We start from the raw sequence: 12,776 nt of genomic DNA on the forward strand, positions 1-12,776 counted from the left end.
TTTTTAGTTTTTATTTTTTTAATTTTTAATAAGGGAAATCGTATGGCAAACATGATGGCATTACCAATTTTAGTTTCTCCAGCAGATTTATCAAAACAAATGGCTGAAGTTCCAATGGTCATTATTGACACTAGAGATGCTGATACTTACGCAGCTGAGCATCTTCCAGGTGCCGTGAATCTGCGTGAGATTTTTACCTATCTTGCAACTTCATCGACTGAAGGCTTAGAAGCTTTGAAAGAATCTTTTTCTGCTCAATTAGGTGCGATTGGCTTGTCTGGCGAAGAAACAGCAGTATTTTATGAAGACTCCCTCAATAGTGGTTACGGTCAATCCTGTCGCGGCTACTTCTTGTTAACTTGGTTAGGTTATCCAAAGATTCAAGTCCTCAATGGCGGTTTATCTGCATGGAAGGCAGCAGGTCTGCCAACTACGACTGAAATCCCAACACCTACTCCTACGGTATTCCCGACTAGTACGGCGGGTAGTGGCGTGATGGTTACGCTCGAAGATGTTAAACAAAAGCTTGGTAGTGCTGCCGTTCTCATGGATGTAAGAGATGTCGATGAGTGGATCGGTGATAGTTCTTCTCCTTATGGTAAGGACTTTGCCCCAAGAAAAGGTCGTTTGCCAGGTGCTAAATGGTTGGAGTGGTATCGCTTTATGAAGCCATCAGGAGCGGGCCCAGTATTTAAGAGCCCTGATGAAATTAAAGCAGAATGTCAGACTGCTGGGATTAAAACCAATGATGAAATTATTCTTTATTGCTTTAAAGGTGCCAGAGCTTCTAATACTTACTTAGCGCTTAAACAAGCGGGCTTTGATAACGTGAAGATGTATTTTGGCTCATGGAATGAGTGGTCAAGAGATCCAGCTTTACCGATTGAAACAGGCCTACCTGCTTAAATCTGACGAGTGCCCTAGATTCAGGTATTGGGTCTAGGTTTCTTGGGACATCATAAAAAAACCAAGAGCCAGTTTACTGGCCTTGGTTGACAGTCATTGCAAAAGAGTATTTCTCGGTTACAAAATACGCCACTGCAAAACACTACGAATCGGCATGATTTAGGTTCTCACACTTATGCTGGTGGAGGAACAATCACTACTGGAGCAGGTTCACTACCTTTCGTATTTACATAACCACCACTGACACCAAATAAATTATTCAATACATCATAGCTGGCAATCCCGCCAACATTGACCCCTTGATAACCGGCACCTACATCAATGCCATACCGAACTTTTTCACCAAAAGGATAAACCGTCGCACCGAGGGCGGCCACCCCTTTATTTTCTTCCCGGCTAGATAATGCTTTGACAGTCAATCCTAGACCGCCACTATCGCCGAAAGCATAGGTGATGCCAGCAAAGAATCCGACTTCGGCAGTTGCTACGCCACATGCAGATGATAAAAGTACTGCTGCAAGAATTTTCTTCATGATTGAATCCTTTTTGAGATAAAACGTTAATCTGAGTTACTAAGTTGATAGTAGCGCCAGGTTGGATTCAATCAGGTACGGAAATTTGACATTCATCAATATATCAAAAGATATATGAAATTATCCGGCTTTGAGGACGAAGACGAAGGGATCTGATAACAGAAATGTGGGGAAATCCTAATGCGTGAATATTGTCGAGCAGTGACCTGAACGTTTCTGGTGAAAGACCAGTTATTGCAGCGCTCGATATTTTTGGATAACTCGGGCCAGTCTAGGGGCAGTGAGTTCGCTCATGGCAAACCATTGGTTCTGTTCTAAATCAGAAGCGGCGCGCAGTTCGACGGGAACTAATAAATACGCAAAATCAATATGCCAGTGTTCAGGTTCATTTTTGATGGGATTGGCTGGAATTAAATGTGCATCAATATCCAGTGGTACTAGTGGATTAGGGTTAGTTGGGCTTGCTATGGTCAGCCAACCGGTTTCCTCTTCAATTTCTCGCAGAGCCGTTTGAAGTGGGTTTTCACCCGGATCTACATGGCCGCCTGGCTGAAACCATTCTTTAATATAACGGTGGTGAATGAGCAACATCTCCTCACCTTGGATGACAAAGCCACTACCAGTAATATGACCTGGTAGGTTGCTCCGAATAAAAGGATCAGTAGCGTTTGCAATAAATGAGCACAAGGGCGCTAAGACAGCTTTTTCTGCTGGATATTGCAAATAATAGCTTTGTAAAAGTTCATCCATGGCTTGCCCAGGGGATGTTGCTGAAGTGGCGTCAGACATTGAGAACTTTAAATCCTGTAGTGATTGATTGAGTAGTTGAGTTACTTCATTTTTTTACTCGGCCGAGTAGACCTTGGTGGCAAGCCAGTATGTTGGGTCAGAATTTGGCCTTTTACTGGTGAGTTGGTTCTGCCTGCCGTGGTTCTCGCTGCGGTGGTTCTAGAACCAGTAGTTCTCGCTGGCGTAGCTGTTTTACTAGTCAACCCAGAACGTGCAGCACCCTTCACACCAGGTCTGGCTGGTTTGGAGTCGATATTGTTGCCAGGCAAGGTGAAGTCTCTGGGATTATTCACGAGCTTAGTACTCACTCTAGTTGGTGAGCGTGGATTGGCCGCTGAGACCGGAAAGCTAGCACTAGATGAGTTTTTACGACGCGCACTTTGATAACTACCATCGGTTTGTGGTTGATAGCTCGGAATTAAATGGTGCTTACCATTCCCTATCAAATCAGCGCGACCCATTTTTTTCAAGGCCTCCCGCAATAACGGCCAGTTGTTGGCATCGTGATAGCGTAAGAAAGCTTTATGTAAACGACGACGTTTTTCACCGCGCACAATATCAACGACTTCACTATCTCTAGTTACTTTGCGCAGGGGATTCTTATTTGAGTGATACATCGCCGTAGCGGTTGCCATCGGGGAAGGATAAAAGGTTTGAACTTGATCGGCTCTGAAACCATTTTTCTTGAGCCACATCGCCAGATGCATCATATCTTCATCACTGGTACCAGGGTGAGCTGCAATAAAGTAGGGGATCAGGTACTGTTCTTTACCTGCTTCTTTAGAGTATTTATCAAACAACTCTTTGAAGCGATCATAACTACCAATTCCTGGTTTCATCATCTTTGATAATGGGCCACCTTCGGTGTGCTCAGGAGCAATCTTGAGATAACCACCGACGTGATGCGTTACCAATTCTTTAATGTATGCTGGGGCCTTCACAGCAAGGTCGTAGCGTAAGCCTGAACTGATTAAGATCTTCTTCACACCTTTGAGCGTACGAGCACGGCGGTAGAGCTGAATGAGTGGCGTGTGGTCGGTATTTAAGTTCGGACAGACATCTGGGTAAACACAAGAGGGTTTACGGCAATGGGCCTCGATTTCTTTGGATTTACAAGCAATCCGGTACATATTGGCCGTTGGTCCACCTAAGTCAGAAATGACGCCAGTAAAGCCAGGGACTTTATCTCGAATGTCCTCAATCTCACGAATAATGGAATCGGAAGAACGGTTCTGAATAATCCGTCCTTCATGTTCAGTAATCGAACAGAAAGTACAACCACCAAAACAGCCGCGCATGATGTTGACGGAAAAACGAATCATTTCCCAAGCAGGAATCTTCGCATCACCATAACTTGGATGCGGAGCACGAGCATATGGTTGATCAAACACGAAATCCATCTCTTCAGTAGTGAGTGGAATTGGTGGCGGATTTAACCAAACATCACGCTTGGATGGACCATCACCATGTTGCTGGACCAGTGCACGCGCATTACCTGGATTTGTTTCCAAGTGCAAAATACGACTCGCATGCGCATACAAGACTGGGTCGCGTTTGACGGTCTCATAACTTGGTAAGCGGATAACGGTGTTATCTCGACTCAAGCGTTGCTTAGGAGATAAGGAAATTTGTACCGGCGTAAAAACAGGTTTCGTCATCGAAACAGCGGGAACTTCGGTATTTATAGTACTGGCAAGATTGGCATCTTCTTTAGCGCAAGATTCACCTTGTGCTGCGGCTTGTTCATCCGGCATTAAATACGGATTAATCGGCGGGTCAATTTTGCCTGGTTCATCGACTTCGGTCGAATCAATTTCTAAATAGCCTTGGGCTGAACTTCTTCGAATGAATGCAGTTCCGCGTACATCGGTAATGTCGCCAATGGCTTCACCATTCGCTAAACGATGGCTGATTTCAACGAGGGCACGTTCCGCATTACCGTACAACAAGATATCAGCTTTAGCATCTACCAAAATGGAACGACGTACTTTATCTTGCCAATAATCATAGTGGGCAATTCGACGCAATGAAGCTTCGATACCACCCATGACGATTGGCACACCAGGATATGCTTCTTGGCAGCGTTGGGCATACACTAAAGAGCATCGATCCGGACGTTTGCCACCTTCGCCACCAGCTGTATAAGCGTCATCTCGGCGGATTTTATGATCGGCGGTGTAGCCATTAATCATCGAATCCATATTGCCAGCCGTTACCCCAAAATAGAGGTTCGGAGCACCAAGAATCTTAAATGGGTCAGCGGATTGCCAGGCTGGTTGAGAAATAATCCCAACTCTAAATCCTTGTGATTCGAGCAGGCGACCAATAATAGCCATACCGAAACTAGGGTGATCCACATAAGCATCACCAGTAACGATGATGATGTCACAACTATCCCAACCCAGCTCATCCATTTCTTGACGACTCATCGGAAAGAAAGGTGCGCGACCGTAACACTCTGCCCAGTATTTAGGGTAAGAGTTCAGGGAAGGTGCTGAAGGTATTGAGAAAGGTATTTTTGGTTCGCCCATAATTAGTGTCTGATTGTAGGGGATTTCGCCCAAGTTTGCTTGTTTAATATTGACTTTAAGCCTGAGTATTCGGCTTGAAGAGAAAGTTTTGTGTAATTTACACGGAACTACATCGAAAAATACCGGTTAAAAACAAAATCCACAAGGGGAGTACCTTGTGGATTAGGTATTGAAGAATAGTAGTGATTGTCTTAGCGTGGCGTATATCCAGGTGGCGGTGGCGGCGGATTCATCGGTGCTGGAGCAGGTGTGTGCGATTGGGTACGGTAGCCAGGAATTTGATTCCCTTTGCTGTACATACACTGTTGATAGGCGATGTCATAACGTCGTTGCACATCATCGGATGATTTAGAGCCAGCCCCAGTCCCAGCTAGCGTGCCACCGACGAGGCCAATGCCTGCACCTGTAGCGGCAGATCTGCCACTATCACCCATGAGCACACCAGCAACTGCGCCAATGGCAGCGCCAATTGCTGCAGTCTTGGCGGTATCTCTTGCAGCAGTATCGTTTGCATTCATATTTGTGGAAGATTCCGCATATTGACGGCATTCATAATCTTCAAACTTAAATACCTCGAATGGTTTACCTGCGCCTGGCATGACGGCCACACTGGGTCCAGAAGGCTTGGTTGCGCAGGCAGATAAAGTAGCTAGGAGTGCTAAAGCAATAACGGTTTTATTCATCATGAAACATTCTTTCTAAAAATAGGTCAATCAACTTACTACTCTAAAGCGTCTATGATTAATTTTCAATTAGGTCTTGGTGCTTGTGGTTGGGAAGGTACTGTTTTCCAACCTTCAGCACATTCTTTTACGTAAGGATAATAGGTGTTTGTGCTTTGACAGAAGTACCAATTATTGGCTGCTTGCGCCGGTTGAATATAGGTGGGTGCAGCTTCCTGAATAATGACAGGCGCTGGATTTACAGGCACCACTGTTGGGCCATAATAAGGATAAGCATAGCCTGGATACGCAGGCCCGTAGTATGGGTATGGGCCTAAATTGATCCCAACACCAAAACGTGGCCCACCCCATCCACCATGATAGTGACCGTAGTAGCCATGCGCGCTAGCATTGCTCACTGATAAAACAGCAACAATAGTTAACAAAAGTAATTGTAGTTTTTTCATACGCACTCCCATCGATTGATGTTTTGATACTAAATTCGTAACGTTAACTCAAATTCACTAAATAAAACCCTAGCTAAAGAACGATTCATACAATTCATTGAGTATTGGTTATTTTGACCAACCATACTGCAAAATACTTACGAAAAATCAAAAAGTAGTTCAATTGATCGAATCGCTTTTAGCAAAAATATCAGTTGTAGTTAATTAACGCACCAGTAGTTTAAAAGAAGACATCTGGAGGAAGATTTATTGCGGCATAAAAAATGCCACGGGATTAGCCAAGAAGTTTTGTCGTGAATCGTCTAATGAAATAGACCAAAGAGCAAGTATTTCCATTCAGTGTTTGCTAACCGGAAATACTTTTAACAACTGCTTTTACAGACCATTTGGTCGAATTAAGCCAACGGCTAAGCCTTCAATCGCAAAATCCACCCCTTCGTTGACGATGATTGGATCAAAATCTGGGTTTTCAGCAATTAACTGAATTTGAAGCCCTTGTGGGGTTTTAAGTTTTAGCCAGCGTTTGACGGTGACTTCTTCTTCAATTCTGGCAACTACAATATCGCCATTGCGTGCTTCATGTGCTTTTTTGACCGCTAAATAATCGCCATCTAAAATACCAGCATCGCGCATACTCATACCGCGTACTTTGAGTAAATAGTCAGCGCCTTGCGAAAACAAGGAAGGATCGACGGGGACTTGTTTTTCGACATGTTCGACCGCAAGAATTGGCGAACCAGCCGCTACTCGACCAATTAAAGGCAGGGTCAATTGTGCAAAGGCTTGCGATGGCAAGGTCATCTGCTTGGCAACTTGTCTGAGGCGCTCAGATAAACGAATCCCTCGAGACGTTCCCGGACTCAGTTCTAAGTAACCTTTTTTTGCCAAGGCTTTTAAATGTTCCTCTGCAGCGTTGGCAGATGCAAAGCCGAATTGTTGTGCAATTTCAGAGCGGGTCGGTGGGGCACCAAATTCCCGAATAGAGTCCTCTACTAATTTTAAGATTTCAGCTTGCCTAGGCGTTAATTTTGGTAAATCAGTCATGAGCTAGCCCACTTTCTCTGTTGATATATACATGGTGTGATTCTATACAGTTTTAAAAGTAAACACAATACTTTCCATTACGATTTTTGCGTATTATCCTTAGAGTAATTCCCAGAATAAAATGAACCATCTTTTAAGGAGTCTTTTTCTGGGACCAGGATCATGGTGGGGAGACACTAGCGTTGAAAAATATTTTAATCATTGGCATGGGCGGCACGATTGCGGGGATCGCTCCTGACCCAGAGGTTGATCCTTTAAATTATGCTGCTGGGCAAGTAGGGGTTGCTGATCTTTTAAAAAATAGTTTGCCACCTCAACTTAGTGGGTTGGTCCACCTTAAAACCTTACAACTAGCCAATATTAATAGTGGCGATTTAACGGAAGATTTACTTTCTAAATTGGGGCAAACCGTGGGCGATGCCCTACGACAACGTCAATATGACGGCATCGTCATTACACATGGGACGGATACGATCGAAGAAACTGGCATCTTTTTGCATTTGGCTTTTTCTAGATTGGCAAGTCGTCTAGGCAAGGCGGTCGTTCTGACTGGGGCAATGCTACCTTCCAATGTGAGTGGAGCTGATGGTCCCCAAAACTTATCGAATGCGGTGGAGCTTGCTGCATTTTTAGGCGTCTCTTTTCAACCGAAGCTGCGATTGTCGGGAGGTGTTTATGGGACCTTTGCGGGCAAGGTCATTTTTGCCAAAGATTATCTGAAAAGAAGCTCAAATCAGATGAATGCGCCGGTGATGGATAGTCTGGATTTATCTGCTAATCCAAGCATGTTGCCACCAAAAAGTACTGAGTTTGCGCTGAATTTTCCGAAGAGTGGTGAGGCTTGGCCATGGGTCGAAATCTTAACTAGCCATGCTGGAGTTCGCCCAGATGTTTTTAAATTCCTTTTAAAACAAGGGGTTGAAGGTGTTGTGTTGGCAGGTACTGGGCAGGGGAATGTACATGAGAATTTAATGGAGAGTTTGTTGCTTGCGAAAGGGCAACAACTGCCGATGGTGCGTGCCTCACGTACCTTGCTTGGGGATATTCGTCCTGAAGTGCCTGTGAGTGATCAATCTTTAGGCACGGTGGCGGCTAGAAATTTGTCCCCCGCCAAAGCCAGGGTTGCTCTGCAATTATTCATCTATTCGCAGGGAGCCCAAAAGGATTTTGATTTAAGGCATTTATTTGATACAATCTAAGGCTACCCTTTGCAAGTTGCAGGATTTCCTCTTTTTGTAAAGTTTTTTGTTGTCCCCCTTGCTACACTGACAAATCTCATTGAGGTTTGGACGCCCAGGTAGCTTTTACCACAAGGAGTGTTTGATGCGTCATTATGAAATCGTATTTATCGTCCATCCGGACCAAAGCGAGCAAGTGCCCGCGATGATCGATCGTTACAAGGCTACTTTAAGTGCCGCTAACGGTAAAGTCCATCGTGTTGAAGATTGGGGTCGTCGTCAGATGGCTTACATGATCAACAAATTAGCCAAAGCCCATTATGTATGTATGAATATTGAGTGTGATCAGGCTACTTTGTCTGAGCTCGAGCATGCATTCAAATTTAACGATGCAGTTTTACGTCATTTGATTATTCAAATGAAAAAAGCTGAAACTGAACCTTCGATCATGATGAAAGAAGTTCAGCGTGAAGAATCTCGCAAAACTCAGCAAGTGGAGGCGCCTGCTGCTTAATGGTTGAACCTAGTCTGAACTTAAATTCTTTCAGATTAACGGCTCGCCTCAGTTCTAAAGAAGCTATTCGATATTCCCCTGCGGGACAAGCAATACTGAAATGTGAATTACAACATTCAGGTACTGTGATGGAAGCAGAGAAAATGAGAAAAGTGGAAATGAATTTGATGGCAATTGGGGTAGGACAGATAGTCAATGTCTTAGACCAGTTAGAAATAGGTCAGTTAATTGATGCATCAGGATTTATGGCACAGATGGGATTTAATCGTAAAGCACTCGTCTTTCATATAACAAACATTAATACCTAATAAATACATTAAGGAAATATCATGGCCTTTGGCAAAAAAAATGTAGATTTTAAGAAAAAGCCGGCACAAAACCCGCTATTTAAGCGTAAGCGTTTTTGCCGTTTCACAGTAGCAAACGTTGATCAAATCGATTACAAAGATGTCGAGACATTGAAAGACTTCGTTGGCGAAAACGGTAAAATTACTCCTGCACGTCTAACTGGTACAAAAGCAAAGTATCAACGTCAGTTAGATACAGCTATCAAGCGCGCTCGTTTTTTAGCGTTCTTGCCGTTCACTGATCAACATAAACACTAATTGGAGAAATATTCATGCAAGTCATTCTTCTTGAAAAAGTAGCCAATTTAGGCAATCTAGGTGATGTAGTTCGTGTTAAAGATGGTTTTGCACGTAACTTTTTAATTCCACAACGTATGGCTCGCCGTGCAACTGAATCAGCAATTGCTGATTTTGAAGCCCGTCGTGCAGAACTAGAAAAAATTGCAGCTGAAAAACTCGCGCAATCACAAGCTGTTGGCGAAAAATTAGCAGGTCAAGTGATTGAGATCAGCCAAAAAGCTGGTGTTGATGGCCGTTTGTTTGGCTCTGTAACAAATCACGATATCGCTGCAGTTTTAATTGGCAAAGGTTTCACTATCGAAAAAGGTGCTGTTCGTCTCCCGAATGGTCCATTAAAAGCGGTTGGTGAGTTCCCAGTAGCGATTGCACTTCATACTGATGTAGTAGTTGAAGTCAACGTCAAGGTTACTGGCGAAGCTGCTTAAGTCTTAATCTTCAACTATTAAAGATTGAAGATGCCAAGTACAGATCCGCTCCCATCTCTAACCCCTACGGGTGAGGTGGATCGGGCTGTACAAGGTCTCAAAGTTCCCCCCCATTCCGTAGAAGCAGAACAATCTGTTTTAGGTGCATTGTTACTCGATAACAGTACTTGGGATTTTATTGCGCCTATTTTGCGCGAAGTCGATTTCTACCGAACTGAACATGCGGTTATTTACCGTACGATCGGTAAACTGGTCAATGAAAATAAGCCAGCCGATGTACTAACCGTCCATGAAGAGTTAAAGTCTACTGGTTTAGCCGAAAATTTTGGTATTACCTATTTAAATCAGCTCAGTAACAATACTCCAAGTACTGCGAATGTTCGCGGCTATGCACAGATCATTAATGATCGTAGTATTTTGCGCCGACTGATCCAAACTGCCGATAGTATCGCTAATTCAGCATTTGATCCTGAAGGGAAAGCGGTTCGAACTTTATTAGATGAAGCCGAGTCACGTATTCTTGCCATTAGTGAAATAGGTGGTAGTTCCGCTGAGTATTTCGAAATGGAAGAATTGATGACTGAGGCGGTGTTAAGGATTCAAGAGTTGCAAGCCAGAGGTGGATCGAATGACATTACTGGCGTTGCAACTGGTTTTATTGATCTCGATAAACAAACGAGTGGCCTGCAAAAAGGTGACTTAATTATCGTGGCAGGCCGCCCAAGTATGGGTAAAGCCCAACCGCTAGATGCTCAGATTAAATTGTTATCTGGTTGGAAGCGTATGCAAGATCTGATGGTTGGCGATGCACTTGCCTCCATTGATGGCCAACCCTCCTTGGTGACGGGTATCTTTCCGCAAGGCTTGAAAGAGATTTATCAAGTGGTTTTTTCAGATGGTCGAACTACCCAATGTTGTGCTGAGCACTTATGGCGAGTAGCCCATCCTGAGTGGTCGGTTGCAAGAGTACTATCGACTGGTGAAGTTTCGACTTATTTAGCTGACCCAAGGTATCAAGGTCAACTATCTATCGATGCGATTACAGGTGATTTCGGTAACCCACAAATCTTACCGATGGAGCCTTGGTTAATGGGTGCTTTGCTCGGTAGCGTGGAGCAAGTCGTTGCCGATGAACTGGTTTTTAAACGTCTACAAGAGCCATTTGTTCAGCAGTTGCAACAAGCCATCGTTGGTGCCTTCCCTGAGTGGAGTGCGACCAAGCAGAACGCTTTCTCTCAAAATGCTGATGGCCAGTGGCAATGGCAAGGTGTTTCGCCAGTTCTATTGCAAGTCAATGCGCCGCATTGCAAAGCTTCCTGCCCAGTAGTAGAAAAACTAACTCGAATGGGTTCCTTGCAGAGTGTCGAAAGCAATACTCACCGACCAAGTATTCCTGCGTTATATTTAGAAGCGCCCAAGTCAGAACGTCAAGCACTTTTGACGGGTTTAATACAGGGACTATCCCAAGCAAGCTCCCCAACAACCTCATCAGATCGGATTACCCTGCAAGTTGCTAGCACTGAGTTGGCTCAGCAGGTCACGCAGCTCGTTAGGTCTTTAGGGGGTACTTGTCAAACTCTTGAGCAGCATCCTGCACAGAGTTCGCCTATTTGGCAATTACAGCTGGAATTACCAAGGGAAGATTTTGTGCCCTGCGTTACTTTTGCTAGTATTCGTCTGGTGCGACGTGCGCAAGCACAGTGTATTGCAGTTAGCCATCCGACCAGAACTTATCTGACCGATGATTATGTGGTGACCCACAACACGTCCTTTGCGATGAACATTGCTGAGCACGTAGCGATTAAAGAAGGCCTCCCCGTCCTCGTGTTCTCCATGGAGATGGGCGCTTCCCAATTAGCGACCAGAATGTTAGGCTCGGTCGGGAGGGTGAATCAAGGTCGACTCAAAACGGGTAATCTGAACGATGAAGAATGGAGTCGTTTTACCAATGCAATTGGTTTGCTAAATAAAGCGCCCATGTTAATTGATGAAACGGGTTCCTTAAGTTCTTTAGAGTTACGGGCGAGAGCCAGAAGAATGGCACGTAAGTACGGCAAAGTTGGTTTAATTGTGATTGATTACCTCCAATTAATGGCGGGTAAAGGGACCAGTTCGGGCGATAACCGGACGACTGAGATCTCAGAAATATCTAGGTCGCTCAAATCACTTGCGAAAGAAATGGGCTGTCCAGTCATTGCCTTATCGCAGTTAAATCGTAGCTTAGAAAACCGCGAAAATAAACGACCCATCATGTCGGATTTACGTGAATGCGTTATTGGTAGTACGCTAGTTCTGTTGGCCGATGGCACGCAACGGCCGATTCAAGAATTAGTCGGTACCACCCCTTTAGTCGTTGCGATGAACGCACAACAAGAGCTTGTCCATGCGGTGAGTGATTGTATCTGGTCAGTGGGCGTTAAACCTGTCATGCGTATTCAAACTCAGCATGGTTTAGACCTCACTGCCACTGAAAATCATCGTATCTATACCCAAAAAGGTTGGTTAAGACTTGGAGAGTTACAGGTTGGTGATACCGTGGCAATCGCCATGGATCAAGTTGCTGGGGCCGCATCATCAATCACTTGGGATCTTGTCACGACCAAAGAAGTAGCAGGTGAAGCAGAGGTATATGATTTAACTGTACCTAGCCATGCATCTTGGTTATCTGGCGGCATTGTGAGTCATAATTCCGGGGCGATTGAGCAAGATGCCGATGTGATTATTTTCATTTATCGTGATAGTGTTTATCACCCAGAAACCGAGCGACCAGGGGTTGCAGAAGTCATTATTGGTAAACAACGAAATGGTCCAATTGGTACGGTGGAACTTTCTTGGCAAGGCGAGTTCACTAAATTTGATAATTTAGCGCATGGTTATCAAGCCAATCCATTTGGCGGTAGCTCTGGTGGATCCAGTTCTAACAACGTACCCTTCTAAATTTCATCATGGTTCAAAGTGGGGCAGTTTGATGGTGTCTGTGCTTCAAAGTGGGGCAATTGGCTGATTGGCTAAGCATCTGTGCGATTGGATGATTGCAATGTGTTGTTAAATGACTAATTACATTACCATTTCATGAATGA

Annotated in this window: 13 protein-coding genes; 7 read left to right on the plus strand and 6 right to left on the minus strand. The window is 44.4% G+C overall.

The window, feature by feature from the left end:
- Positions 1 to 42: 42 nt before the first annotated feature.
- Positions 43 to 906, plus strand: a complete 864-nt coding sequence (locus B8983_RS02170) for a sulfurtransferase (protein WP_084282254.1) — start codon at positions 43 to 45, stop codon at positions 904 to 906.
- Between the two features lie 173 nt (positions 907 to 1,079).
- Here B8983_RS02170 and B8983_RS02175 read toward each other — a convergent pair whose 3' ends face one another.
- From B8983_RS02175 to lexA, 6 genes are all read right to left on the minus strand, one after another.
- Entirely contained in the window at positions 1,080 to 1,439 is a 360-nt protein-coding gene (locus tag B8983_RS02175; RefSeq protein ID WP_084282256.1) for a hypothetical protein, read from the minus strand.
- Between the two features lie 231 nt (positions 1,440 to 1,670).
- The gene (locus B8983_RS02180) at positions 1,671 to 2,228 is read right to left on the minus strand and encodes an NUDIX hydrolase (RefSeq protein ID WP_200806857.1); all 558 of its coding nucleotides are present in this window, start codon (positions 2,226 to 2,228) and stop codon (positions 1,671 to 1,673) included.
- Between the two features lie 41 nt (positions 2,229 to 2,269).
- A complete protein-coding gene (locus B8983_RS02185; RefSeq protein ID WP_084282258.1) occupies positions 2,270 to 4,759 on the minus strand; it encodes a YgiQ family radical SAM protein in 2,490 nt (829 codons plus the stop codon).
- A gap of 191 nt (positions 4,760 to 4,950) precedes the next feature.
- Positions 4,951 to 5,445: a hypothetical protein gene (locus B8983_RS02190; protein WP_200806858.1), complete on the minus strand. Its 495-nt coding sequence runs from the start codon at positions 5,443 to 5,445 to the stop codon at positions 4,951 to 4,953.
- A 62-nt stretch (positions 5,446 to 5,507) separates the two neighbouring features.
- Complete coding sequence (locus tag B8983_RS02195; RefSeq protein WP_084282260.1) at positions 5,508 to 5,888, minus strand: hypothetical protein; 381 nt, start codon at positions 5,886 to 5,888, stop codon at positions 5,508 to 5,510.
- A 375-nt stretch (positions 5,889 to 6,263) separates the two neighbouring features.
- Positions 6,264 to 6,932, minus strand: a complete 669-nt coding sequence (lexA, locus tag B8983_RS02200; RefSeq protein WP_084282261.1) for a transcriptional repressor LexA — start codon at positions 6,930 to 6,932, stop codon at positions 6,264 to 6,266.
- A gap of 182 nt (positions 6,933 to 7,114) precedes the next feature.
- On the opposite strand from lexA, the gene B8983_RS02205 reads away from it, so the two are divergent.
- The 6 genes from B8983_RS02205 (at position 7,115) to dnaB (ending at position 12,633) form a co-directional block, all read left to right on the plus strand.
- Positions 7,115 to 8,131 carry an asparaginase gene (locus B8983_RS02205; protein WP_084282263.1) on the plus strand — a complete coding sequence of 339 codons (1,017 nt, stop codon included), beginning with the start codon at positions 7,115 to 7,117 and terminating at the stop codon, positions 8,129 to 8,131.
- Positions 8,132 to 8,255: 124 nt separating this feature from the next.
- Complete coding sequence (rpsF, locus tag B8983_RS02210; RefSeq protein ID WP_084282265.1) at positions 8,256 to 8,624, plus strand: 30S ribosomal protein S6; 369 nt, start codon at positions 8,256 to 8,258, stop codon at positions 8,622 to 8,624.
- Positions 8,624 to 8,932, plus strand: a complete 309-nt coding sequence (gene priB / locus B8983_RS02215; protein WP_084282266.1) for a primosomal replication protein N — start codon at positions 8,624 to 8,626, stop codon at positions 8,930 to 8,932. Before rpsF ends, priB begins: the two co-directional genes overlap by 1 nt.
- A 21-nt stretch (positions 8,933 to 8,953) precedes the next feature.
- Positions 8,954 to 9,229, plus strand: a complete 276-nt coding sequence (rpsR, locus tag B8983_RS02220; RefSeq protein WP_084282268.1) for a 30S ribosomal protein S18 — start codon at positions 8,954 to 8,956, stop codon at positions 9,227 to 9,229.
- A gap of 14 nt (positions 9,230 to 9,243) precedes the next feature.
- Positions 9,244 to 9,696, plus strand: coding sequence for a 50S ribosomal protein L9 (gene rplI, locus B8983_RS02225; protein ID WP_084282270.1), 453 nt, complete (start codon positions 9,244 to 9,246; stop codon positions 9,694 to 9,696).
- Positions 9,697 to 9,726: 30 nt separating this feature from the next.
- Positions 9,727 to 12,633, plus strand: a complete 2,907-nt coding sequence (gene dnaB / locus B8983_RS02230) for a replicative DNA helicase (RefSeq protein WP_084282272.1) — start codon at positions 9,727 to 9,729, stop codon at positions 12,631 to 12,633.
- The last annotated feature ends 143 nt before the right edge of the window (positions 12,634 to 12,776 follow it).

The organism is Polynucleobacter kasalickyi, assembly GCF_900176405.1.
GTDB lineage: Bacteria > Pseudomonadota > Gammaproteobacteria > Burkholderiales > Burkholderiaceae > Polynucleobacter > Polynucleobacter kasalickyi.

Excerpts from the sequence above, each read along its gene's own strand:
- B8983_RS02170 (WP_084282254.1), top strand. The coding sequence starts at position 43 with ATGGCAAACATGATGGCATTACCAATTTTAGTTTCTCCAGCAGATTTA.
- B8983_RS02175 (WP_084282256.1), bottom strand. The coding sequence starts at position 1,439 with ATGAAGAAAATTCTTGCAGCAGTACTTTTATCATCTGCATGTGGCGTA.
- B8983_RS02180 (WP_200806857.1), bottom strand. The coding sequence starts at position 2,228 with ATGTCTGACGCCACTTCAGCAACATCCCCTGGGCAAGCCATGGATGAA.
- B8983_RS02185 (WP_084282258.1), bottom strand. The coding sequence starts at position 4,759 with ATGGGCGAACCAAAAATACCTTTCTCAATACCTTCAGCACCTTCCCTG.
- B8983_RS02190 (WP_200806858.1), bottom strand. The coding sequence starts at position 5,445 with ATGATGAATAAAACCGTTATTGCTTTAGCACTCCTAGCTACTTTATCT.
- B8983_RS02195 (WP_084282260.1), bottom strand. The coding sequence starts at position 5,888 with ATGAAAAAACTACAATTACTTTTGTTAACTATTGTTGCTGTTTTATCA.
- lexA (WP_084282261.1), bottom strand. The coding sequence starts at position 6,932 with ATGACTGATTTACCAAAATTAACGCCTAGGCAAGCTGAAATCTTAAAA.
- rpsF (WP_084282265.1), top strand. The coding sequence starts at position 8,256 with ATGCGTCATTATGAAATCGTATTTATCGTCCATCCGGACCAAAGCGAG.
- priB (WP_084282266.1), top strand. The coding sequence starts at position 8,624 with ATGGTTGAACCTAGTCTGAACTTAAATTCTTTCAGATTAACGGCTCGC.
- rpsR (WP_084282268.1), top strand. The coding sequence starts at position 8,954 with ATGGCCTTTGGCAAAAAAAATGTAGATTTTAAGAAAAAGCCGGCACAA.
- rplI (WP_084282270.1), top strand. The coding sequence starts at position 9,244 with ATGCAAGTCATTCTTCTTGAAAAAGTAGCCAATTTAGGCAATCTAGGT.
- dnaB (WP_084282272.1), top strand. The coding sequence starts at position 9,727 with ATGCCAAGTACAGATCCGCTCCCATCTCTAACCCCTACGGGTGAGGTG.